Source organism: Bradyrhizobium sp. CCBAU 11434 (assembly GCF_028128895.1).
Taxonomy (GTDB): Bacteria; Pseudomonadota; Alphaproteobacteria; order Rhizobiales; family Xanthobacteraceae; genus Bradyrhizobium; species Bradyrhizobium zhengyangense.
Window position 1 is genome coordinate 398,300 of sequence record NZ_LBJX01000101.1, and the last position, 23,963, is coordinate 422,262.

A 23,963-nucleotide genomic window follows, 5' to 3' on the forward strand; every position below is an offset into this window, starting at 1 on the left:
GCGCTGCACTAGCGCGATGCGTTGGCCGCGACCATCGGCGACGCAAGCCGCTCTACCGCCGGGTCGTCGGGCGCATATCCCCACGGCGCATCCGCGCGCCGCAGCACGCGATGGGCTGCGATGGCGCAGAAGCGCGCGACCTCCGCTCCTGCAAATGACTGGAAATGCGCGAAAGCGGCGGATGCTTCAGCATCCGCCGCCCCGCTTCCATGTTCTCCGCTCAAGCGGCCTTGGAGACCTCCATCAGCAGCCGCTCAGCCTTGGCATCCTCGATGCGGTTCACGAGGCGGCTGCTCTCGTGGTTGTCACGCACGGTCTTGGTCAAAGTGACGCAGGTCTGGATCAGCATCACGATGCCCATGGTGAGATAGCCCTTCATCCAGAAATCGATCGGCAGGAAGAAGACGCCGAGCGCGACGAGGAAGGCGGAGGCTGCGAAGGATGCGTAAGTGAAGGTCACCCAGGCACCGCTGTGGGGTTGGCCGTTCTGGTTCATGGTCGTCTCCTGTTGGTTCTGATGATGATTGGGCTTGAGTTCAGGCAGTCGCTGGGCGCTTGGACTTCAGCCGCGCCAGCACGTCGTCCGCGGTGGTCTTGATCCGAGGCCCAAAACCTTGCTCGGCGAGTTTCTCGGCCGTGGCGAGCGGACCGGTGGCCGCATCGAGCTCGAACAGCGCATCGTCGGCAGCCTGGGCCTCGATCTGCCGGTCTCGCAGGCGCTTCAAGGTGCTCTCCGCTTCCGGCAGCGTCGATTCGTACGGGCGCGCCGCCTCGATGCCGCTGCGTCGGAGCGAACGCACTGCCTCCGAGGCACGGGCGACCCGGCGGCCGCGATCGAGCTCGGTGATGCGCGCCTGGGCGCTTGCCACATGGCGCTTCAACCGGGTGATCTCGGTCGCGAACAGTGCGCGCGCGGTCAGCGCCGCGTCACGATCGGCCTCGAGGCCAGCGATGGCTTCAGCCGCCTCCTTGGCGAGATCCTCGCGGCCCCCATCGAGCGCGGCGACCGCGCGGGTCTCGAGGTCGGCGATCCGGGCGACAGTGGCTTCGAGCTTGCGGCCTTCCTGCTGATCCTGCGCGATCGCCAGCGCCAGCGTCCGCCTGCTGCGCTCGACGGCCGCGGCCGCATCGCGCATCTGTTGATCGAGGATCAGCAGGGCCGTGCGGTCCTCCAGCTCCTCGCCGGCGGCGGCCACGCTGCCGCGGAAAAGTGTGACGACGGTCTTGAACATTGCTTGCTCCCTGTTATGAGCATTGCTCACGGATGCTTTGTAGCACAACTTGAGCATTGCTCAAGAATAATTTTGAGCAGCGCTCACGATATTGGCTGAAGAATGACTAAAGCGTTGGAACGTCGAGAGAAATTGCGGGGCGACCTGATCCTGGCAGCGGAGCGGATGATCGCTAGCCGGGGATTGGCGGGCCTAAAGACCCGCGATCTTGCCAGCGAGATCGGCTGTGCCAACGGGGCGGTTTACAATCTCGTCGCCGACATGGACGAGCTGATCCTGCGGGTCGGCTCGCGCACGCTGCATCGACTGGACGACGCACTCAGCGCCGCGGAAGTTGCCGGCGAGCCCTCGCCGCAGGAGAGGCTGGTCCGCATCGCGATCGCCTATTGCGATTTCGCTGCGGAAAATCTCCAGCTTTGGCGCGCGCTGTTCGAGCACCGTATGGAGGCCGACAAGATCGTTCCCGACTGGTCCATTGACGACCAGATGCGGCTGTTCAGGCACATCTATGTGCCGCTCGCCGCGCTGCTTCCCAAACGCAGTCCGGAGGAGCTCGGCATCACCGCGCGCAGCCTGTTCTCGGCGGTGCACGGCATGGTGGCCCTCGGACTCGAGCAGAAGCTGGTCGCCGTGCCGCTACCGGCGCTGCGTAAGGAAATCGCGGGCCTCGTGCGTGCGATGATCGACGGATTGATCGCGCGGGCCGCGTAGCGGCCGAGAGGCGCAGCGAGGCCAGAAGCGAAGATCCAAGGGCGACGGTTGACTAAAATTTCGCCTGTCACATCATGGCCGGTGTGCTTAGTTTTGCCGCGTTCCGTCCTCTCCCTTTCCTTTCGGAGTTCCCATGTCCCTCCTCATCCGCGGCGGCACCGTCGTCAATCATGATCATTCGCGCCGTGCGGACGTGCTGATCGAGGGCGGCAGCATCGTCGCGGTCGGCGCATCGATCGCGGCGCCGACGGGCGCGGAGATCCTCGACGCCGGCGGCGCCTACATCATTCCGGGCGGCATCGATCCGCACACGCATCTCGAAATGCCGTTCATGGGCACCGTCACCGCCGACGACTTCGAATCCGGCACGAAAGCGGCGCTGACCGGCGGCACCACCATGGTGGTGGATTTCTGCCTGCCCGATCCCGGCCAGTCGATGCTCGCGGCCTATCAGGAATGGCGTCACAAATCCGAGAAGGCGGCGAGCGACTACGGCTTCCATATGGCGGTGACGTCGTGGTCGAAGCAGATCTATGACGAGATGGAGACCGTGGTCAAAACCTACGGCATCAACACCTTCAAGCACTTCATGGCCTACAAAGGCGCGCTGATGGTGAACGACGACGAGCTCTACAACTCGTTCGCGCGCTGCGCCCATCTCGGCGCAATGCCTGTTGTCCACGCGGAGAATGGCGATGTCGTCGCCTTGATGCAGGAGGCGCTGATCGCGCGCGGCGTCACGGGCCCGGAAGGCCATGCCTATTCACGGCCGCCGGAAGTCGAAGGCGAAGCCGCCAACCGCGCCATCATGATCGCCGACATGACGGGCACACCAGTCTATATCGTGCATACGAGCTGCCGCGAGGCGCATGAGGCGATCGCGCGCGCGCGGGCCGCCGGCAAGCGCGTCTATGGCGAGCCGCTGATCCAGCATCTGCTGCTCGATGAAGGCGAATATCAGAACAAAAATTGGGATCATTCCGCGCAGCGCGTGATGTCGCCGCCGTTCCGCGACAAGTCGCACCAGGACAGTCTGTGGGCGGGCTTGCAGTCCGGTTCCTTGCAAGTGGTCGCGACCGACCATTGCGCCTTCACCACCGAGCAGAAGCGGTTCGGCCTCGGCGACTTCAGGAAGATCCCGAACGGCACCGGTGGCCTCGAAGATCGCCTGGCACTGCTATGGACCGCCGGCGTTACCACGGGCCGTCTGACCAAGGAAGAGTTCGTCGCGGTGACCTCGGCCAACATCGCCCGCATCCTCAACATCTATCCGCGCAAGGGCGCCGTCGCGGTCGGCTCGGATGCCGACATCGTGGTGTGGGATCCGAAGGCGACGAAAACCATCAGCGCGAAGCGGCAGATGAGCCGGATCGATTACAACGTGTTCGAAGGCTTTGCCTGCACCGGCGGGCCAGCGGCGACACTCTCGCGCGGTCGCATCGTGTGGAAGGATGGCGACCTGCGAGCAGAAGCTGGCGACGGACACTATGTCGAACGGCCCGCCTTCTCGCCGGTGCACGTTGCAAACTCCACCTGGAAGGAGCTGACCGCCCCGCGCGCGGTCGCACGCGGAGCGGTCACGCCGTAGCAACTCACGCCGCCTTGCCGGCCCGCAACCGGTCGAGCACCGGTAGCAGTTCGGACGGATCGGGGCGGTGTGTGTAGTCCGGGTTCACTTCCGCGTAGGCAATAATCCCGTCACGGCCGATGATATAGCGCGCGGGCATCGGCAACACCCACGCGGGATTGTCGTTGAACGTCGGCAAGTCGTTCTTGAAGGATTTGTAGAGCGAGACGAGATCGGTGGGTAGCGCGAAGCGGATGCCGAAGGCATCGGCGATCTCGCTCCTGACGTCGCTCAGGATCGGGAACGAGAGCTTGTTGTCGCGCTCGGATTTGCGGCTGTTCGGCGCAGTCTGTGGCGAGATCGCAACGAGGCTGGCACCGCGCGCAGCGATGTCCGGCAACGCCTCCTGGAGCGCCTGGAGCTCGAGGTTACAGTACGGGCACCAGACGCCGCGATAGAACGACACGACCAGCGGTCCCTTCGCCAGCAGGTCACGCGAGGCGACCGGCTTGCCATCGGGATCCTTCAGGGTGAATTCCGGCGCAACATCGCCGGCCTTTCTGGCGCGTTGCGCCTGGCCGCTTGCAATCAGGTCGGCGGTGGCGCGGTGCATCGTGTCCAACGCCTCCCTGGTCGGCTTGAGCGGGAAGCGGCCGCCTTCGAAATCGGCTTTGAAAGCATCGAGTTTGTCTTGCAGGGCCATGGGAAACTCCGTCGGTTGGTGTTGGCCCGCTCTATCTGGATCATTTGGAAATGAAGGGGTATACGGCACAGGCGGACAACATTTATCTGGATCTCAAATGAGTGACCGGCTTCAGGAATTGGCCGTGTTCGTCCGCGCGGCGGAGAGCGGCAGCCTTTTCAAAGACCGCGCGCGAGCTTGGCCTGTCGCAACCTTCGGTGTCGCGTATCATCGGCGAATTGGAGAGCCGGCTTGGCGTCAAGCTGCTGCTGCGCACCACGCGCAGCATCGCCGTGACTGATGCCGGCGCATTGTTTCTCAGCCGCGCGCGCGAAGTCCTGGCCGACATCGAGGACGCCGAGGACGCCGCGCGCGGCGTCGACTCCTTGCGCGGAACGCTGCGCATCACGATGCCCATCATGTACGGCACCAGGCACATGATCCCGCGCCTGCCGAAATTCCTGACGCTGCATCCCCTGTTGCGCATCGAGCTGTCTGTCGCCGACGAGCGGCAGAACCTCGTTGCGGAAGGCACCGACGTCGCCATTCGCCTGGGCCCGCTCGACGACTCCGGATTCGGCGCACGGAAGCTTGCATCCCTGCCGCGCTTTCTCGCCGCGGCGCCGTCCTATCTTGCCGAACGCGGCACCCCGAAAACGCCGGCCGATCTGGCCTCGCATGACTGCATCTTCGGTCCCGGCCTGTTCGGCCGCACCACCTGGTCGTTCACCCGCAACGGTGCAGAGACTTCGGTCGATGTCCGCGGCCGCATCACCACCGATTCCGGTCCGGGCGTATTCGCAAGCGTGCTTGCGGGGCTCGGCATCGCGATGACCTCGCCGGTGATGGCCGGCCCCGAGATCGAGGCGGGCGCGCTGGTGCCGGTGCTGAAGAGCTACAAGCTCGCGCCGGTTGACGTGTATGCCGTGTTTCCCGCGGGTCCGCGTCCCTCGACCAAGGTGCGTGCTCTGGTCGATTTCCTCGCCGAGGAGTTGAGATAGGCCGCACTTGTAGGTCGTACTTGGCTCAGTCCGCCGGAAAGGCACGGACGAGCCGCGCCGCGCTTGCGCGCAGCATGGCCGCATCAAGCTTGCCCTGCCGCGATCCGTCGAGGGCGCAGCCGAAAATCCGATAGAATTGCGCGCCGTCGTAGGCGACCAGCAGCAGGTCGACGCCGGCGTTGATGGCCTCGACCACGGCCTTGCAGACATCGTGCTGATAGATCGCCCCCATCACCAGATCGTCGGTCATGACCAGGCCCTGGTACTTCCAGGTCTCGCGGATAATGCCGTCGACGACGCGTTTCGAATGCGAGGCGGCGTGATCGGGATCGACTGCAGTCAGTGTGACATGGCCGACCATCAGCGCGCTGTGCGACTGCGACAACACTTCGCGGAACGGCAGCCAGTCGGTCGCTTCCAGCTCCCTGACCGGCGTGTTGAGGTTGGCGCTGAAATGGTGTGTGTCCGTGCGCACGCGGCCAATGCCCGGGAAATGCTTGAGCGTGGCGCCCACGCCTTGCTCTTCGAGCCCGCGCACATATGCACTTGCGATGGTGCTGACGGCCGCAGGATCGGTCGCAATCGCGCGCTGTCCGATCAGCGTATGAAAGTCGAGGCGGTTACGCCGCTGTGGGGGCTTGAGATCGAGCACCGGCGCAAGATTGAGGTTGACGCCAAGGCTGGCGAGCTCGCGGCCGTGGATACGGCCGAACTCTTCCGCTTTGGCCTGCTGGTCTTCAGGAGCAAGCCCCGCGAGCGTCGCCAATGCCGGCACTTTGGTCAGCGGTGGCGCAAGGTGTCCGACGATTCCGCCCTCCTGGTCCGCGGCGACGATCAGCGGCGGCAGGCCGGCGGCCCGGCGCTTATCCTGAAGCGCCGCGATCTCGGCACGCAGCCCATCGATCGATCGGCCGCGGATGTTGTGCCGGGTGACGTAGACGCCGCCGATCAAGCCCTGCTCGGCAAGGCGCGCGACCTCTGGAAAAGATGAATAGCCGACCATGAAGTGAGGCCCGAGCTGACGCGCCTCGGCCGCGTCAGCGCTGAGCACGTCGTGCTTGCGCAGCTCGAAACTGAAATGCGCCACTGCCATCAGGACCGGCGGCAGGCACCAGAGCGTGACGAGCAGCTTGCCGGACAGGCTGCGCCAACGCCCCCTGCGGAGCAGGGCGACAACAATCAGGAGGCTTGCGGCGACAAGCCCGATGTTTCCAACGCCGCGCAGCGGGACCAGATAAGGATCATTCTTGTTCGCGGCCGCGAATGCAACGAGAGGCGCGGCAGACCAGAGCAGTACGAGGCCGATACGACGGAGGAATTGCATGATGCGTCACATCCGAGCGGTGCCGAATGCTTCGCACCTATCAAAGCGAATTTCGCGGCGCGAGATGCAAAAACGCGTCTGCACGAAATCTGCAGAAGACTCCTGAAACCATGCAGACGTTGATCCCGCCTTCTGCACATCCGGCGTGCAGATTTCGTGATGCCACCCATCACGAAAGGTGTTCCGGACATGACGAGCCTGGCTTCGACGATCGCGGCGGACCTCCGGCCGATCAGGCATTCCTCCATTCCAGCCAAGCTGGGCTGCGCGCTGGCGCTGGCTGCGCTCGCCGACTGGCTGTTCTATGGCCATCGGATCGGCCTGTCGCTGACGCTGTTTGCAATCGCGACGATCTGCTTATCGATGCTTTTCAATTACGCCGCGCTGGATCGGCGCCGCACCATGATCGGCGCCGCCATCCTCGTCGCCGGCCTGATGCCGGCGATCGAAGAGCTCAACCCGCTGTCCTTCCTGATTCTCGTGACGGCGCTCGCCATTGCGCTGCTGTTTGCGACCAATCCGGAGACGACCGGGCTCGCCGAGCGCGCGCGTGCACTACGCAACTTCTTTCTGTTCGGCCCCCTCAGAGTCTTCGTCGAAGCGCTTCAGGTGTTCAACATGTCCGCATTCACCCGTGGCATCGCACTCTGGTTGCTGCCGATGGCGCTCGGCACTGTCTTTGTCGCCCTCTTCGCTGCAGCCAATCCGGTGATCGAGCAATGGGTCTCCCTGCTCAATCCAAATGTCATTTTCGAATATGTCAGCATCGCCCGTGTACTGTTCTGGACCATGATGGTGGCGCTGGTCTGGCCGTTCATCCATCTGCGCTGGCGACGCAGGAAGCTTGTCATGACGGAAGTCGCCGATGCCTCCGTGCCACCTCCACTGCCGCCCGCCGTCTCGGCGGAATTCCTCGGCCCCTCCACCATCCTGCGCTCGCTGATCCTGTTCAATCTACTGTTCGCGGCGCAGTCCGTCCTTGACGGGCTCTATCTCTGGAGCCATGTCGTATTGCCGGCCGACATGACTTATGCGGCCTACGCCCATCGCGGCGCCTATCCGCTGATCGCGACCGCGCTGCTCGCCGCCGCTTTCGTGCTGGTCGCGATGCGTCCGGGCGGGCCAGCAGAGAAATCCGCCGTGATCCGCCCGCTGGTCTATCTCTGGGTGGCGCAGAACGTGCTGCTGGTGGCCTCTTCCATCCTCCGCCTCGATCTCTACGTGGACATCTACATGCTGACCTATTGGCGCATCGCAGCCTTCGTCTGGATGGGGCTGGTGGCGCTGGGGCTGATCCTGATCGTCGCCCGTATCGTGCTCAACCGGTCGAACCGCTGGCTTGTCGGCACCAATCTGATCGCGTTAACGATCGTGCTGTATAGCTGTGCTCTGATGAACTTCGACGCCTTCATCGCCGACTATAATGTCGCCCACAGCAGGGAAGTTTCAGGAAAGGGCCAATCGATCGATGAGTACTATCTTTGGCTGCTTGGGCCACAGGCTCTGCCGGCAATCGCCAAGGTGCTGCCGTTTCGCTCCGACGCAAAGTTCGTCAATCTTGTCGGATGGCGCGATCTGCTTATAGAAAGGCAGCGTCAGGACATGGCTTGGCGGGCCTGGGGCTTTCGAAGCTGGAGGCTGCAGCGCAGGCTGGACGCCGAGGCGACCAGCCGGTCCGGCAGCCAGCCGGCAGGGTGAGCGGAGAATTTCTTTGGCGCATCGCATTCTCATCGTCGACGACGAGGGCCACATCCGCGAGGTCATCCGCGTTGCGCTGAAGAAGGCCGGCATGGACGTAATCGAGGCCCGCGACGGCAAGGAGGCGCTGGCGCGATTTGCCTCCGACAGGCCCGATCTGATCGTGCTCGACATCGGTATGCCCGAGTTCGACGGCCTTGATGTCTGCCGCGAGATCCGCAAAATCTCCGACGTGCCGATCCTGTTCCTGTCGGCGCGCGACGAGGAGATCGACCGCATCCTCGGCCTCGAGATCGGCGGCGACGACTACGTCACAAAACCATTCAGCCCGCGCGAGCTGGTGGCGCGGGTCAACGTGATCCTGCGCAGGCTCAGCCCGCGCAATGGCGAGGCCAAGGCCGGTCCCGCCGCGCTGTCGCAAGGCGGACTGCTGATCGATCCCGAGCAGCACGTCGCGACGTTCGCCGGCACGGCGCTGAAACTGACTGCGATCGAGTTCGGCATCTTGCGTGCATTCCTGACCCGGCCGACGTCGGTGTTCAACCGCGAGCAGCTGATGCGCGCGGCCTACCAGCTCAACATCCAGGTCTCCGACCGCACCATCGACAGCCACATCCGCAATATCCGCGCCAAGCTCGCGGCGCTGGCTTGCGACAACGTGATCGAGACCATCCACGGCGTCGGCTTCAAGCTCGGCCGCTGCGAGAAAGAGGCGTGAGCGCTCCGCCTGACAAATGGCGGCCATCGCTCGCGCTCGTGATCTTCGCGGTGCTGGCGACCGTTGCCGTGCTGCCGCTGGTGGGCCTGTTCTTCTTCCGCCTCTACGACAACCAGCTGATCCGCCAGACCCAGGCCGAGCTGATCGCCCAGAGCCGCGTGCTGGCGACGATCTATGCCCAGGAGGTCGCGGCACGGCTCGACAGCGGCCTGACGCTCGGCGCCGAGGTTGCGCCGAGCGTGCTGCCCGATCTCGGCGACGAGTTCACGCCGATCCGCCCCGCGCTCGATCTCACCGCCAATGATTTGTTGCGTCGACGGCCGGACGCACTGCCCGCGTCCCGGCCGGCGCAGCAGGCTTACGTCGAGATCGGCGCCAAGCTGACGCCGATCATCCGCGAGACGCAGAAGGTGACGCTGGCGGGGTTTCGCATCCTCGATCCACAAGGCGTGGTGATCGCGGGGCGGCAGGAGGTCGGACAGTCGCTTGCGCATATCGAGGAAGTGGCGGACGCGCTGCACGGGCAGTACCGCGCGACGTTACGCAACCGCGTGCCCGACAAGCCGCCGCCGCCGATCTATTCCTTCAGTCGCGGGCTTGGCGTGCATGTGTTCTCGGCGATGCCCGTCATCGTCAACAACCGCGTCGCGGGGGTAATCTACACCACGCGGACGCCGAGCAACATCTTTGACCATCTTTACCAGGAGCGCGCAAAATTCGTGCTGGCGGGGCTTGCGGTGATCCTCGGCACAATCGCGATCGGCCTCGTGTTCTCGCGCACCATCACGCTGCCGATGCGCGAATTGATCGACCGCGCGGCACGGATCCGAAGCGGCGATCGCGAGGCGTTCCAGCCGCTGCGGCACTACGGCACGCGCGAATTCGCGCAACTCTCGCATAGTTTTCTCGGGATGGCCGAGCAGCTCGCGAGGCGCTCCGACCATATCGCAACGTTCTCGGCTCATCTCACCCACGAGCTGAAATCGCCGCTGACCTCGATCAAGGGCGCGGCCGAATTGTTGCAGGATTCCTATCAAGGCAAGGCCGAGGGCCTGACGCCATCAGAGCAGCGGACCTTCATTGCCAACATCCTCGCCGATACCCAGCGGCTGGAGGCGATGGCGCAGCGGCTGCGAGAGCTGGCGCGCGCCGAGAGCCTGCCGCAGAACGAGCGCACCGAACTTGCGCCCGTGATCGCCGACCTGAAAAGCCGGTTTCCGGCGAGCCGCATCGAGGCCAGCGGCAGTCTGGACCGGCCGGTCGGCATGTCCGGCGAAAAGGCACTGATCGTGCTGTCGCATCTCGCCGACAACGCGGTGCGGCACAAGGCGGGGGCAATCAGGCTGGAGGCGGTGGACGAGCGGACGACGTTGCGGCTGACAGTCAGCAATGATGGCGAGGCGATCTCGGCGCCAAACCGCGACAGGATCTTTGACGCTTTCTTCACGACCCGCCGCGACCAGGGCGGCACCGGCATGGGCCTTGCGATCGCACGCGCGGTGATGGCGAGCCATGGCGGCTCGATCAGGCTCAAGCCGACCGATGACGGCGTGGCCTTCGAGCTGCAATTCCCGGTGGCCTAGATCGCGAACACCCAGGCGGCGACGATGGTGCCGATGGTGACGAGACCAGCGATGGTCCAGCCGGCGGCATATTCCAGCTCAGGATGACCGGTCGCCCGCATGATCTCTGCCCGATCGGCGGTATGCTTCTCTGCCATGACAGCCTCGCACGTGTTTCCCCGTGTCATTGATAAGTCGCGCCAGCCGCGATTAGGTTCCATCACGGACGCGCGAATGGCAAAAAAGTCGAAAACAACCCCATGCAAAGTAGAACGACCCTGCCGGGATGAGCAGGCGTCGCGCTTCCCAACCATTTGAGCTGACGCGGCAAAACCGCCGCCTCGCACAACCGCCACGCACGCGGCATCTTGCACCGCAAAAATCCGATGGCATGCTAGACTGGATGCGCACGCGATTCAGGGCAGGAGAGAAGCATGGCCGACGACAAGACCAAGCGGGGTGGAGCGGACCGCAAGCTGATTGCGCTCACCGAGAGATACGAAGTCGCCTACTGGTCGAAGAAATTCAAGGTCACCCCGGCCAAGCTCAAATACGCCGTCAAGAAGGTCGGCCACTCCGCCAGCAAGGTCGAAGCATACATCAAGCTCCAGAAGCACCGCGCCGCCGACAAGACGCGGATCGCGCTCGGCGAAGCCTACGAAGTCCGCTACTGGTCGAAGAAGTTCAAGATCACGCCGGCCAGGCTGAAGGCTGCCGTCGCCGCCGCCGGCCATTCGTCCAGGAAGGTCGAGGCGTACCTGGTCGCCCAGAAGGCTGCGAAGAAGAAGACTGCGAAGAAGACTGCAAAGAAAAAGACATCCGCTTCGCGGAAGAAGGCCGCCTGATACCTCGGACACCTCTCCATCAGCACGATACATCCGCCGGCGTGCATCGCGCCTCCGTGCACGCGCAACGATTGCCATGAGCCAACTACGTCAGATCGATTGGCTCATCGCTGAGGCGTGACTTCCGATAGACTGACGCATTTGTGAGACGCGCACTGCGCGATCGGCTTTGCCGCATCAGCATCCCCCTGCTAGGATGCATCGCGTCGCTTTGCTATTTTAGGTTTGATCTATTTCATACCGGCTTTTTCGCCGGCACGCCGCGATCCATTTTCGAACACCTGAACACTTTCGAACGAACAGGACCCGCGTCCGCAACAGTTTTCCAGCGCACCACCCCGTACAAGGAGGAAATACTATGTCCCCTAGTGCAACACCCCACATGGTCGAACTTCCCAACTCTGTCCATCAACTGCCGACAGGCTCGAAAGCGATGCGCCGAACCAACGGCCAGCGCTGGATCGAGCTGACGGTCGGCGTCAAGCGATCCGCCGATCTGCCTGATCTGTCCGATCTCGACAAAAAGCTCCCCAAGGAGCGCAAGTATATGACGCGCGACCAGCTCGCGAGCAGCTACGGCTCCGATCCCAAGGCCATCAAGTCGATCGAGGATTTTGCCAAGGCGCACAAGCTCGTCGTTACCCGCAACGAGCCCGCCGCCGCGCGGCTCGGCATCGCCGGAACAGTCGACGACGTCAGCGACGCCTTCGGCGTCACGCTGTTCGACTATTCCCATCCGAAGCTGGGCGACTTCCACGCCCGCACCGGCCCGGTGCACGTCCCCCCCGAAGTCGGCGATGCCATCACCGGCGTATTCGGCCTCAACAACCATCGTGTGCTCCACCGCTCACGTCATTCGGCGAGCAGCGCAAAGCCGGATTTCGCAAGCTCCGTGCGGCACTGGTTCATTCCGACCGAGCTCGGCGCCATCTACGACTTCCCCAAGGTCGATGCGAGCAAGCAATGCATCGGCCTGCTCGAGTTCGGCGGCGGCGTGGAGACGCCCGACGTCGCGGCCTATTTCAGCAAGATCGGCGTTCCGGCACCGGAGGTCGCGGTCATCGCGGTCGACGGCGTCTCGACCGATCCGGCCGGCGATCCGGAATCGACCGGTGAGGTGATGCTGGACGTCAACGTCGCCGGCGCGCTCGGCGGCGGTGCCAAGATCGCCACCTATTTTTCCACCTTCGACGAGAAGGGTCTGGTCGATTGTCTCGCGAAGGTCGTCAGCGATTCCGTCAACGATCCCTCCGTCGTGTCGATCAGCTGGGGCTGGGACGAGAACCAGGCCTTCAACAACAGCGGAGTGATCTGGTCACCGGCTGCGATCGACCATTGCAACCACAGCTTCCTCGCGGCGGCCCATCTCGGCATCACATTCTGCGTCTCCACCGGCGACGACGGCTCGGAAGCACAGATGCAGGACGGACGGGCGCATGTGAACTACCCTGCAATCAGTCCCTACGTGCTGGCGGTGGGCGGCACCACCCTGCATGCGCGCGCCAACGCCAAGAAGCAGGTGCAGATCACCGAGACCGTCTGGAACGACGGACCCGGCAGCGGCACCGGCGGCGGCGTCAGTGACACCACACCGGTCCCGGCCTGGCAGCAAGGCATCGTGCCGAAGTCGATCAATCCCAAGCACTTTGCCGGACGCGCAATCCCCGATGTCGCGGCCAATGCCGATCCGGCCACGGGCTATCTGACGATGTCGGGCGGCAAGCTCGGCATTGTCGGCGGCACCAGCGCGTCCGCACCGCTCTGGGCCAGCCTGATCGCCCGGATCAACGCCGCGCTCGGCGCACGGTCCGGCAATTTCAATGCCTTGCTCTATTCCAAGTTCGGGCCATCAGGCGTGCTGCGCGACATCACCGTCGGCAACAACGACACCGACGGTCTGCTCGGCGGACAATACAAGGCAGGTCCCGGATGGGACGCCTGCACCGGCTGGGGCGCGCCTGACGGCAACAAGCTGCTGACCGCGCTCCAGGGCGGCCCGAGCAGCTAGCCGATCGCGTTTGGCGCAGGCGGATGATCAGTCCGCCTGCGTAGAACACGGCCGCGTCGTTCCGACGCAGCCGTGTTCGTCTATGCTGTGGCAAAGAGCCTTCACCGCTCTTCCGAAGAACTTCCTAGATTTTCGAGGGGAGCGGTCAGGCAGCAAATCAGTCCGGTTGATCCATACGACACTTCAACCGAGCCTCTGAAATCGTCTTTTAACACCCTAGAAATGAGGCGCGAACCGAAGCCCACACCGGCCGGCTCCGACACAGGTGGGCCCCCAAACTCCTGCCAGACGAAAACGAACTTTGGCACACCCGAATCATCTTTTGATGTCCATGTGACCGACACGCGGCCGCTCGTCACACTCAGCGCGCCGTACTTCAAGGCATTGGTCGCAAGCTCGTGGATTGCCAAGGACAGAGCGAGAGCCTGCCTCGATTTGACAACAAGCGGAGGACCCGAAACGGCAATCCGTCCTTCGCCTGTTCTATAAGGGCTCAACGCGGCGCTGATCACATCTTGAAGGGGCGCGGCAGCCCAATTTGCTGCTGTAAGCAGGTCGTGCGCACGTCCGAACGCGCCAAGTCGTCCTTGATACTTTTCAAGATCGGCTTTGCTCGACGCGTCGCGAAATGTCTGGCTGGCCACGGCACTGAGTACCGCAAGAGTGTTCTTGACGCGATGCTTTAACTCTTCGTTGATGAGGTTCAGCGCTTCCCTTGCCATGTGCTCGGATGTGACGTCCCTGCAGACGACAAGCACACCGCCGATTTTGCCTTCGAGATCGATTGGACCGAAGCTATAAGTCCACCAGACATCTTCACGACGACCGTGACGCGTTACCGGCACCAGTTGGTCCTCATGCCAGGTCGCCCCCTTACCTGCCATGACGTACTCGATCTGAGGACCAATGACGTCCCATATCTCATCCCAACACTCGCGGCCCCGCGCGCCCAAAGCGCTTGGATGCCGCTCGGGCCCCATCGTCTCGCGGTAAGCATCGTTGTAGAACTGGATGAGTTCCGGACCCCACCAAATGAACATCGGGTGACGCGAAGTGAGGACGAGCCGCACGGTAACCCGAAGACTTTGCGGCCATGTTTCCGGAGAGCCGAGCGACGTCTTTGACCAGTCAAACTCTCTCGTCAAAGCGCCCATCTCGCCGCCTCCCGCCAAGAAGCCGCTGACGATCTCCCCCTCCATAACCTCAACCTCGCTCGGACGCTTGCCCGCCAAGCCTAAAGCCAAATTTCCGCACAGCGCAATGCCCGCTGGGGCAAGAACGGCATTTGGGAAGTCGGCCAATCATTGCCCGCGTACCTTCCACACTTTCAGGTAGCTCTAGCCAAGGTATTTGAAGCGGACAGCGCCACCGGCAACACGTACCGTCAATGTCGGAGTTGGGTAAAGGCTGCCTTGGCCACCCAGGCATGCCTTGTTCGGACCTTCGTCAGGAAGCAGACCTCGCGGCGCCTTCGGCTAGGATCAGCCACTGGGCCAAAAGTCAAAGAATTCACTTTGGCACAACTGGCTCGCTGAGCTCTCGGAAACGGACTTCCGTGCGGCCCTTTACGAGTGCACATCGACTGATTTCGCTAAGCTCCCTCGCCCCAACCTGTGACCATAGCCCTCCCCCGGATGGGAAATCTGTCGTAGGCTAAGCGCGTCTGGCAGCAGAACCGTGACAGAAGTGGAGAAACGCCAATGAAGATCACGATGCCGGCCTGTGCCGTCCTTGTCCTTGGCGCCACCCATGTCGCCGTCGCCAACGGCGCTGGCGCTACGCCCTCCAAAATCTCCGGCTCCACGGCGCTGGCGCTGGCGGGCGTGATCGCGCCGCTGTCGCCGACGCTGTCCGGCGCCGAGAAGAAGGCGGTGGCGATGTTGTTCGCCGCCAATGCCGACATTCCCTATAAGAAGCCTGTGGTCGTGACCGCAGACAAGATCGTTTGCCGCGCCGGTAATGTCGACATCACGTTGCGCAATTGCGAGGTGACATTCGGCAAGAAGGTCAGGACCGTAAACGGTCCCACCGCCAACGAGATCTTCGCGACCGAGGCACTGGCAGGCATTCCGCCCGATGGTGCGGCGGGATCGAATTTCGAGAGCCTGAGCAAGCTGAGCTGCACGATCGACCCCAACGCTATCAGGCAGAAGGACGGCAGCGGGGCGGATTGCACGTTTCAGCCGGGGAATTGATTCCATAACGGCCGAACCGCCGGGAACAGTGCCGCGCTGGCATAATATGATCGCCAGGCGGCACCGTTCGTTCCAGCCGGGCTCTGAAATATCCGGCCTGACTCTTTCTAGACGAATCTCATTTGAATGCGATCCATGAGATCATCAGCAGGCGTTCACCATCATCCGGATTCCGCCACATCAAATCCACACAGCGCCGATTTGCCGATTTTCGACATGCGCCAAAAGCGCGCAACGCGATCGGAATACCGTCGACAGGCTCTGGCGTTGAGCGATGCGAGTCCCCGCGAACAATGCAATTCGAGATTGGTAGCACGGCCGGAGAGAATGCGTAGATTTGCGCGCGCAGTTTCGGGTGCTTCGTTTGCCGGGTTCAAAGGACGTCACTTATCTGGACAAGTATGAGGCCGTGCATTCGCGCGACAGCGAGCTTGCACGCGACCGCCTGTTCAGCGTCTACGGCGCGGATGGTTTCGACAAGCGGAGTGGAACTTTCGGCATCCGCGCCAACTACGCCAGGCTGACGGCTGTCGGTCTGGGTTTTTGCTGTTACGACGCTCCAGTCTCGGTGAGTTTTCCCGAGGCGAACTTCGTCAGGCAATTGTTCTCTATCCAGGGCCGCGCCAGTTTCACGACGTCGCGTGGAAGCAGCTCGATCGGTGCCTGGACACCCCTCGTCTCCGGAAATTCACGACTGCAACTCGATTTTGGCGAGGACTATCGGCAGCTGGTCCTGCGCATCGACACGCTGGCGCTTGAACGCGCCATGAAGGCTCTCGCCGGCGACGCAAGTGACCGACGGCTCGAGCTGTCCGAATCCGATCCGAATTCATCCAGCATGTCGCTTTTCAGGCGGCAGGTATTCCATCTCGCCGAGGAACTGGAGACGTTTGCGGATCAATATTCGCCGCTTGCCAAGGCCGAGCTCGAACGCGACCTCATCGTCAGGTTTCTTCTGGGCCATGAACATAATTTCTCGGATCTGCTCCGGCGTGAACCGCGCAGCGCGGGGCGCAGCGTCGTCGCCAGGATCGAGGCCTTCATCGAGGCGAATTGGAACCGGCCGATCGATCTCGACGAAATCGCCGGCGTCGCCAATGTCGGCGTGCGCACCGTATTTCGCGAGTTCGCGCGCGCCGGCAAGGGCTCTCCGGCCCAATTCGCCAAGCGGGTGCGGTTGCAACGGGCCGCGGAATTTCTGCGCTCTCCGATGGAGACGACCACGGTAACAGGCGTTGCCTTCCGCTGCGGCTTTCACAATGTTGGCCGCTTTGCAGCCGATTACCTGCGGCTCCACGGCGAGCTGCCGTCCGAAACCCTGAGGCGCGCCGCTACAGAAATATAGCGGCCGCGGCGATTTCCCGCCGCGCCCGCCGTCCTGACTGGACGCCGCTCAGGCCGCGCGAATGGTCGCCAGGAATTTGTCGACCTCCGTCTTGAGCCGATTGCTCTCGATCGACAGCGACTGCGCCGAGGACAGCACCTGGGACGACGCCGATCCTGTCTCCGACGCGCCGCGCTGCACGTCGCTGATGTTCGACGAGACGTCCTGCGTGCCCTTCGCAGCCTGCTGCACATTGCGGGAGATCTCCTGGGTCGCGGCGCCCTGCTCCTCCACGGCTGCGGCGACCGCCGCCGATATCTCCGAGAGGCTTCCGATCGTCGCTCCGATCGTCCCGATCGCCGCGACGGACTCCTGGGTCGCAACCTGAATACCCGATATCTGCTGGCTGATCTCTCCGGTGGCCTTCGCGGTCTGCTCGGCCAGCGCCTTGACTTCGGAGGCCACGACCGCAAAGCCCCGGCCGGCGTCGCCGGCACGCGCGGCTTCGATGGTCGCGTTCAGCGCCAGGAGGTTAGTCTGTCCCGCGATGCTGTTGATCAGCTCGACGACATCGCCGATCCGCGCCGCGGCGCGCGACAATTCGCTGACACGGTCGTTGGTTTGCCGAGCCTGATTGACGGCCTCAGCCGCCATCCTGGCGGAATCCTGGACGCGATGGCTGATCTCGGTGACCGAGGAGGACATCTGCTCGGTCGCCGACGCGACGGACTGCACATTGGTGGAGGCCTCTTCCGACGCTGCCGCGACGGCGATCGACAGCTGTTGCGTCGATTCCGCCGTACCGGTCAGCGTGCCCGCAGCGGCCTCGAGCTCGGTGGCGGCTGAAGCAACGGTCTCGATGATGTTGCCAACGGCGGCCTCGAACTCTCCGGCCATTCTGTGCATGTCCATCCGCCGTTGGTCCGCAGCCCGCTTCTCCAGATCCCGCTGCGACTCCCGATCAAAGCCAAGCTTGGCCTGAAGCGCCTGGAGGGCGCGCAATGCCAGCCCCGCTTCGTCGTCACGCTCGACATTGACCCGGCTGTTGAAAACACCCTGGGCAATTTTCGACATGATGTCGTTCAGATGCGCCAGGGGACGCGTGATTGCGCGAATTGCCGCCCATGACAGCAGGGTGCCGGCGAGCAGGCCCAGGCACAGAGCAACAATCGCGATCGCGTTAGCCAAGGCGAACGCGCCTTCGGCGGCATCGTATTCCGCCTTTGCTTCCTTGACCTGGATCGCGACCAGCCGGTCCATGTCGGCCTTGGCGGTGCCGAAGAGCTCGGCAGCCTTGCCGGTCATATGTGCGTTCAGCTCATCGAGCTTGCCTTCGGCCAGCATGGCGAGCGCCGGCTTGAGGCCACGCTCGACATACTCGACCCGTTTCGGCATGAACGACTCCGCGACCGACTTCTCCTCGGGCGTGAGATAGGTCGCCATGTAATCCGACCACAGCTTGTCGATCCGGCCGGCGTTGGCCGCAACGACGCCCTGCGCGTCCGAGGAGACCCGGCCGGTGCGCGCTTCGATCGCCGATCGCAGGACGGCGAGCGAGTTCTCCTTCATGCGGTCATTGATCTCGAACAATTGGGCAAGCGGCACCGACCGGTCCTCGTAGATCGATTGGGCGTGCCGGTTGACCTGGCTCATGCCGATCAATCCGGCTGAGCCGACGATGACCATGAACAGCGACAGGACGCCGACCAGCGAGACCAGTCGCGCCTTCAGCGATCGCGTAAATGGAGAGAAGAGCTCGAACGGCGAGCGCTTGCGGATCATGCCGGCTTCGATCTTGAACGCGCCCGCTTTCTTGTCGCGAATGGCGGCGTAAACGCGTTCGGCCTGCTCGCGCTGGTCCGCGGGCAGCTTGGTGCGGATCGACATGTAGCCGACGACGTGTCCTTCTTCCCAGATCGGCGTCGCGCTCGCCAGCACCCAATAGAAATCGCCGTTCTTGCGGCGGTTCTTGACCGCGCCGGCCCACGGTTTGCCGGCCTTCAGCGTTTCCCAGAGATTGGCGAAGGCTTCCGGCGGCATATCGGGGTGCCGGACGACGTTATGCGGTTGGCCGGCCAGCTCCTGCTCGGTGAAGCCGGACGCCTCGACAAACTGATCGTTGAAATAAGTCAGCTTGCCCTTGAGGTCAGTCTTCGAGACGATCAACGTCTCGTCCGTCAGGGGATACTCGGTGGCGGTAACAGGCAAATTGGTACGCATCGATTGTCTCTCCGAAAAATTGGCGCTTGGATCGAATTTGGCGGGCGGCGCAGCTAGATCTGCAGGATCTTCAGATGGACGATGTCGAGAAGACGTCGCGTCCTCTCGATCTGCGCCGAGAACTCCCGGCGCGATTTCGGATCGCAAATCCGATGTTCGATTTGATGGGCGTGCTCGATCGCGAGCTCGAACTGGCCGGCCAACCGACTGAGCGCATTCCGGGCGCTGACGCGCAGCGCGCTGGGCTCGACCCCGATGGAGCGATCGCAACGTTCGATCGACGCATCGACGTCATGCCGCTGCGAACGAAACTGTATGATGTTCGACATGCTATTCTCCCGCGGCGGAAGATCCGGCCGGCGAGATCGCTAATATACAAGTCGAGTTATCAGGGTATTTGACCGATCTACGACACTCTGGCCGGATTCTGACACGCGCGTTAAGCCGTCCATGACGTTTGACGGTAACGGGATCGCTTTCATAAAGCGGAGCTAATATGCCTGTCGAAAATCGGCAACCGAGAGCGCGTCGAGAACCTGTCCTGGCCCGCTGTCTCCTCGCATACCCACCGCAGCGGTGCGGACGTGCCGTGAAATTGCCCAAAGGGCACTAACTAATAAGGCGAATTGAAAAGACAGGCCCCACACGCGAGCCATGATGGGAACGCAAGGCCGGCAGCGACATGAAGAATTTCCTCGCATTGTTCCTCCTTCTCGCCGCGACGGCAGCGTCGGCGCAGGGCGTGACGCCGGCGCGACCCGCCGCTCCCTCCGATCTGGTCCTGACAGGCCTCACCGATAACGACACCACCGCAGGCGGCGTCGCGCGGCTGTGCGAGCAGGTCGCTTTTTCGCGCGGCCTGCGCTATGGCGACAGCGAGGCCAATGTGCTCGACGTCGCGACCAGCGAGACCACCAAGGCGGACACGCCACGGCCGGTGCTGCTGTTCGTCGCCGGTGACACGTTCACCGGCGATCGCGGAGCGCCGGAGCTGTCCCGCGATATCCAGGACGAAGCGATGTGCTTTGCAGCGCGCAACGGCATGATCGGGGTGCGCGTGAACTATCGCCTCGCGCCCGCCGCAACCTGGCCGATGGGCGCGACCGACGTCGCGGCGGCGCTGTCCTGGGTCCACGGCAATATCGACCTGTTCAACGGCGATGCCCGCGAGATCGTCGCGGTCGGCTATGGCGCCGGCGCCTTCCATGTCGCGAGCCTGTTGGCGCATCCCGAACTCCAAACCGACCGCGCCGACGTCGCCGCCGTGGTGCTGGTCTCGGGCATCTATCGCGTCGGCAAGGACGCCAGTGACGGCGAGAAGGCCTATTTCGGCAACGACGTCGCTCAATATGACAGGCGCTCGGTGTATCCCGGCATCCTCAATGTCGATGAGCCGATCGTGCTGGCCTGGGCCGCCAACGATCCCGCGAACCTGGTCGCGCAAGGCGAGACCCTGAAGAAGACGCTCTGCGGCGCCGGCCATTGCCCACGCGCGACGCTGCTGCGCAGCCACGACGGCATCGCCAGCGCCTTCGGGCTGGATGGTTCCGGCGACAGCCTTGCCGAGCCGACGCTGCTGCTGGTGCATCAACTGGAGGCGCGGGGGTTGCCGTAGCCGGACGATCAGTCGGTCACCGTCGCCCTGAGGTGGCCGCTTCTTCAGCGGCCCTCGAAGGGCGACGGCCCGGCGCTCTCCGCTCGGCTGCCGCGGTGGCCGTTCATCCTTCGAGGCTCTACCCGCGATGCGGTGCATCGCGGGCTTCGCACCTCAGGATGACGAGGTTAGCGGAGCGTTTTTGAGCGCAACCGGCGCGTCAGCCCGCCTGTCGTTTTCGGTCAGACAGCCGCGGGCGGCTTCAAAGCCCAGCCACACGATTGCCAAACGCTTGATGTAGATCAACTCGCCCGGGAGCGGGTTGAGCCGAGTTCGTTGGGGGGCCAACGACAAGGTGTCGAGCATGCGCGTCACCGGCAGACTGCTGTTCGTTCTGATCGCCGCGCTCGCCTCGCTCGGGGCGATGTCGCAACAGCGTGCGGATCAGCCCACCTCCGACCCCAGCTCCGGCAAGGAAATCCGCATCGGCAACATCGTGCCCTATTCGGGGCCGCTCTCGGAATTCGGCGCGATCGGCAAGGCGGAAGCGGCCTATTTCGACATGATCAACGATCGCGGCGGCATCAACGGCCGCAAGGTCCGCTTCATCAGCCGCGACGACAATTCCGATCCCGCGACCGCGCTGCAGCTGACCCGCGATCTCGTCGAGAAAGACGGGGTGCAGCTGATGTTCGGGTCGTTCGGCACACCGGGCAATCTTGCCACGCGCTGGTACCTGAACGAGAAGAAGATCCCGCAGCTGTTCGTCGCCTCCGGCGACGAGGAACTGAGCCAGGCCAGGGCGTTTCCCTGGACCATGGGCTGGCAGCCGCCCTTCCGCTCGGAGGGACGTATCTACGCCAACTACATCCAGGCCTATTATCCCCGGAAGAAGATCGTGGTGCTGTGGCAGAACGACCAGTTCGGCCGGATGCTCTACAAGGGCATCCAGGAAGGTCTCGGCGATCTGAACCGTCATGTCCTTGTCGACGTCGCCTTCGACATCAATGACGAGCATCTCGAAGGGCACGTCGCGATTCTCAAGCGCGCCGACGCCGACATCTTCGTGTTTCTCGGCGTGCCGTCGACGGCGGCCAAGGTGATCGGCCTCGCGGCGTCGCTGAACTGGCATCCGGTCTTCATCGTCAACGATGCCTCCGCCTCGATCGCCAACGCGATGGCGCCGGCGGGGCTGGAGAATTCAGCCGGCGTGATCTCGGCGGCCTTCCTGAAGGATCCGAGCGATCCCGCCTGGAAGGACGATCCGGCCATGAAGGACTGGTTCACCTTCATGGACCGGTATCACAAGGTCGAAAGCACCAACAACAGTGCGGCACTCTACGGCTATGCCGCGGCCGAGGCGTTGACGCAGGTACTGAAGCAATGCGGCGACGATGTCTCGCGCGAGAATATCATGCGCCAGGCGGCGTCGCTGCGGGACTATCATCCCTCCGTTGCGCTGCCCAATATCAGGATGAATACGTCGCCGGAGAACTACCTGCCGATCAAGCAGATGCGGCTGGTGCAATTCGACGGACGGTCGTGGCAACCGTTTGGGGCGGTGATCGAGACGGCGTTTACGGAAGGCATGGCGAAGTGAGGTAGCGATTCCCCTCCCCCTCCAGGGGAGGGTGAGAGGCCTCACGCCGGCTTGAGCGACGCCAGCGCGTTTTCCAGCAGCGAGCGGACCCTTGCGGCATCGCCCGACTTCACCACGGCCGGATCGAGGTACAGCTCCAGCCCCGGCGCGCGTTCGGTGATGACGCCGCTCTTCTCGGCTGCCGCATCGCTCAGCGCATCGACCGCATAGGGAATGATCTCGCGGCTGATGCCCTTCATCGTGATCGCGGGCAGCGCGTGGGCGCGAACGATGTCGCTGACCAGCGCAAAGGTCTCGTAGCTCAGCACGATGCCCCCGGGCTCGGCAATTGACTGCAGGCGCGCGGCGAGGTTCGCCTCGGCACCGATGATGGTGTAGTCCATGCGATCGCTGCTGCCGAAATTTCCGACATTGCAGTAGCCGGAATTGATGCCCATGCGCGAGCGGAACGGCTGCTCGATGCCGGAGGCGCGCCATTTCGCATTGAGCTCGGTGAGACGCTGCTGCATGCGCCAGGCCATCTGCAGACAGGCCTGCGCGTCGGCGCGGTCGCCCTTGGTCTCGGGATCGCCGAAGAAGATCAGCATGGCATCGCCGATGAACTTGTCGACGGTGCCGCCATGTTCGTGCGCGATGTCAGACATCTCGGTGAAATATTCGTTGAGGAGCTGGGTCAACAATTCGGGCTGCAGCCGCTCGGTGGTCGCGGTGAAGTTCTGGATGTCGGAGAAGAAGATCGTAAGCTTCTTGCGCTCGGTGTGAATGGTGACGTCCTTCTGGCCGGAGAAGATGCTCTTGTAGACCTGCGGCGGGATGTAGCGAGAGATCTTCATCGACAGCGAGGCCAGGAAATCGTTGGCGGATTCGAGCTCCCTGTTCATGCCCTTGATGCGGCTGGCCTGACGGCGCTGGAGCGAGAGGAAGGACAGCCCGCAGCCTGCGGCGATCAGGAAATAGGCCAGCAGGAACTTGAACGAGAAGATGTTGGCGGCGATCGGCTGGGCGATGATCACCTCCTGGAGGCCTCTGACATCGCCGACCTTCCAGTCCTTCTTGGGGCTCTCGGGGTGGCTGTTGTGGCAGCTGACGCAGGCCGGGCCCATGGTGACGGGCGCGACCAGGCGGACCTTGTCGGAGAACAGCGATGTCTCGGTGTCGACGATCTTCTGCTCGGGATCGGCGCGGAGCGCGGCCAGCGCATCCCGCTCGAACTTGTCGAGCTGGTGCGGGGCGCGGTTCTGGAACGGGAAATCGGAGACGAAGCGGTAGGTGATGTTCTCCTGCTGCGCGCCGATGACGCGGCCGAGCTCCAGCGACAGCGTCGCCGGGATCGGGATCGCACCGGGGACGGATTCGTAGTTGTGAACCACCTTCGTCGTGCCGTTGGGGTTGGCCAGGATGCGCCCGACCACGTTGGACGCATAGTAGCTGCGCACGCTTGTGATGACCGAGTTGAGGTCGGCGGTCTGCCGGCGGAGCGCGGTCTTGTTCAGCTCAGTCAGGTCCAGCCAAACCGCCAGCGGCAGCGCCAGCAGGAGAAAGGCAATCACGGCCCCGATCAGGAGGCCGCTCTTGCGCTGCTCTTCGGCGATCTCTTGTTTCACTCTGTGGCTCCGTGATGTGCGTTTTTGCCGCAAGACCGGGGGATTTGCGGCACGACATGCCGGCTTGCACAGAGCCAA

The 23,963-nt window shown here is 63.4% G+C and carries 21 protein-coding genes; 12 read left to right on the plus strand and 9 right to left on the minus strand.

Translation table 11 applies throughout. The features are described 5' to 3' along the window. Window positions 1-220: 220 nt before the first annotated feature. Together XI06_RS36605 and XI06_RS36610 are read right to left on the minus strand one after the other, a co-directional pair. Entirely contained in the window at window positions 221-496 is a 276-nt protein-coding gene (locus XI06_RS36605) for a YiaA/YiaB family inner membrane protein (protein WP_237864612.1), read from the minus strand. A gap of 40 nt (window positions 497-536) precedes the next feature. Further along, entirely contained in the window at window positions 537-1,232 is a 696-nt protein-coding gene (locus tag XI06_RS36610; RefSeq protein WP_271607519.1) for a PspA/IM30 family protein, read from the minus strand. 102 nt (window positions 1,233-1,334) lie between these two features. On the opposite strand from XI06_RS36610, the gene XI06_RS36615 reads away from it, so the two are divergent. After that, window positions 1,335-1,943: a TetR/AcrR family transcriptional regulator gene (locus XI06_RS36615; protein ID WP_271607520.1), complete on the plus strand. Its 609-nt coding sequence runs from the start codon at window positions 1,335-1,337 to the stop codon at window positions 1,941-1,943. 133 nt (window positions 1,944-2,076) lie between these two features. Beyond that, window positions 2,077-3,531 (plus strand): dihydropyrimidinase, encoded by a 1,455-nt coding sequence (hydA, locus tag XI06_RS36620; RefSeq protein WP_271607521.1) that lies wholly within the window; start codon window positions 2,077-2,079, stop codon window positions 3,529-3,531. A gap of 4 nt (window positions 3,532-3,535) precedes the next feature. On the opposite strand, the gene XI06_RS36625 is transcribed toward hydA, so the two are convergent. Then, window positions 3,536-4,213 carry a peroxiredoxin-like family protein gene (locus XI06_RS36625; protein ID WP_271607522.1) on the minus strand — a complete coding sequence of 226 codons (678 nt, stop codon included), beginning with the start codon at window positions 4,211-4,213 and terminating at the stop codon, window positions 3,536-3,538. Between the two features lie 197 nt (window positions 4,214-4,410). Here XI06_RS36625 and XI06_RS36630 point away from each other — a divergent pair, with 197 nt between their 5' ends. Beyond that, a complete protein-coding gene (locus XI06_RS36630) occupies window positions 4,411-5,193 on the plus strand; it encodes a LysR family transcriptional regulator (protein WP_271607523.1) in 783 nt (260 codons plus the stop codon). A 25-nt stretch (window positions 5,194-5,218) separates the two neighbouring features. On the opposite strand, the gene XI06_RS36635 is transcribed toward XI06_RS36630, so the two are convergent. Then, window positions 5,219-6,517, minus strand: coding sequence for a glycoside hydrolase family 3 N-terminal domain-containing protein (locus XI06_RS36635; RefSeq protein WP_271607524.1), 1,299 nt, complete (start codon window positions 6,515-6,517; stop codon window positions 5,219-5,221). A 189-nt stretch (window positions 6,518-6,706) separates the two neighbouring features. Here XI06_RS36635 and XI06_RS36640 point away from each other — a divergent pair, with 189 nt between their 5' ends. From XI06_RS36640 to XI06_RS36650, 3 genes are read left to right on the plus strand one after another with little or no spacing between them, the layout of a single operon-like run. Continuing rightward, window positions 6,707-8,215 (plus strand): DUF4153 domain-containing protein, encoded by a 1,509-nt coding sequence (locus XI06_RS36640; protein WP_271607525.1) that lies wholly within the window; start codon window positions 6,707-6,709, stop codon window positions 8,213-8,215. Between the two features lie 13 nt (window positions 8,216-8,228). After that, entirely contained in the window at window positions 8,229-8,933 is a 705-nt protein-coding gene (locus XI06_RS36645) for a response regulator transcription factor (protein ID WP_271607526.1), read from the plus strand. After that, on the plus strand, window positions 8,930-10,516 hold the full coding sequence (locus XI06_RS36650) for an ATP-binding protein (RefSeq protein ID WP_271607527.1): 1,587 nt from the start codon (window positions 8,930-8,932) through the stop codon (window positions 10,514-10,516). The genes XI06_RS36645 and XI06_RS36650 overlap by 4 nt, the downstream gene beginning before the upstream one ends. On the opposite strand, the gene XI06_RS36655 is transcribed toward XI06_RS36650, so the two are convergent. Next, entirely contained in the window at window positions 10,513-10,653 is a 141-nt protein-coding gene (locus XI06_RS36655) for a hypothetical protein (protein WP_237864620.1), read from the minus strand. The two genes, XI06_RS36650 and XI06_RS36655, sit on opposite strands and share 4 nt — an antisense overlap. Before the next feature lie 276 nt (window positions 10,654-10,929). Between XI06_RS36655 and XI06_RS36660 the strand changes: the two genes are divergently transcribed. Both XI06_RS36660 and XI06_RS36665 read left to right on the plus strand, forming a co-directional pair. After that, window positions 10,930-11,340, plus strand: coding sequence for a DUF3606 domain-containing protein (locus tag XI06_RS36660; RefSeq protein ID WP_237864621.1), 411 nt, complete (start codon window positions 10,930-10,932; stop codon window positions 11,338-11,340). A 433-nt stretch (window positions 11,341-11,773) separates the two neighbouring features. Further along, window positions 11,774-13,348: a S53 family peptidase gene (locus XI06_RS36665; RefSeq protein WP_271607528.1), complete on the plus strand. Its 1,575-nt coding sequence runs from the start codon at window positions 11,774-11,776 to the stop codon at window positions 13,346-13,348. A 101-nt stretch (window positions 13,349-13,449) separates the two neighbouring features. Here the strand turns inward: XI06_RS36665 and XI06_RS36670 are convergent, their stop codons facing one another. Continuing rightward, a complete protein-coding gene (locus XI06_RS36670) occupies window positions 13,450-14,649 on the minus strand; it encodes a sensor histidine kinase (protein WP_271607529.1) in 1,200 nt (399 codons plus the stop codon). A 411-nt stretch (window positions 14,650-15,060) separates the two neighbouring features. Between XI06_RS36670 and XI06_RS36675 the strand changes: the two genes are divergently transcribed. Both XI06_RS36675 and XI06_RS36680 read left to right on the plus strand, forming a co-directional pair. After that, window positions 15,061-15,543 carry a hypothetical protein gene (locus XI06_RS36675; protein WP_442869490.1) on the plus strand — a complete coding sequence of 161 codons (483 nt, stop codon included), beginning with the start codon at window positions 15,061-15,063 and terminating at the stop codon, window positions 15,541-15,543. Between the two features lie 364 nt (window positions 15,544-15,907). Beyond that, on the plus strand, window positions 15,908-16,888 hold the full coding sequence (locus XI06_RS36680) for a helix-turn-helix domain-containing protein (RefSeq protein WP_271607531.1): 981 nt from the start codon (window positions 15,908-15,910) through the stop codon (window positions 16,886-16,888). A 48-nt stretch (window positions 16,889-16,936) separates the two neighbouring features. On the opposite strand, the gene XI06_RS36685 is transcribed toward XI06_RS36680, so the two are convergent. Next, window positions 16,937-19,087, minus strand: a complete 2,151-nt coding sequence (locus XI06_RS36685) for a methyl-accepting chemotaxis protein (RefSeq protein ID WP_271607532.1) — start codon at window positions 19,085-19,087, stop codon at window positions 16,937-16,939. 53 nt (window positions 19,088-19,140) lie between these two features. Next, window positions 19,141-19,416: a hypothetical protein gene (locus tag XI06_RS36690; protein ID WP_271607533.1), complete on the minus strand. Its 276-nt coding sequence runs from the start codon at window positions 19,414-19,416 to the stop codon at window positions 19,141-19,143. 353 nt (window positions 19,417-19,769) lie between these two features. Here XI06_RS36690 and XI06_RS36695 point away from each other — a divergent pair, with 353 nt between their 5' ends. After that, complete coding sequence (locus XI06_RS36695) at window positions 19,770-20,702, plus strand: alpha/beta hydrolase (RefSeq protein WP_271607534.1); 933 nt, start codon at window positions 19,770-19,772, stop codon at window positions 20,700-20,702. Window positions 20,703-21,045: 343 nt separating this feature from the next. Then, window positions 21,046-22,281 (plus strand): ABC transporter substrate-binding protein, encoded by a 1,236-nt coding sequence (locus tag XI06_RS36700; protein WP_271607598.1) that lies wholly within the window; start codon window positions 21,046-21,048, stop codon window positions 22,279-22,281. Window positions 22,282-22,322: 41 nt separating this feature from the next. Here XI06_RS36700 and XI06_RS36705 read toward each other — a convergent pair whose 3' ends face one another. Next, window positions 22,323-23,885 carry an adenylate/guanylate cyclase domain-containing protein gene (locus XI06_RS36705; protein WP_237864631.1) on the minus strand — a complete coding sequence of 521 codons (1,563 nt, stop codon included), beginning with the start codon at window positions 23,883-23,885 and terminating at the stop codon, window positions 22,323-22,325. Window positions 23,886-23,963 lie beyond the last annotated feature (78 nt).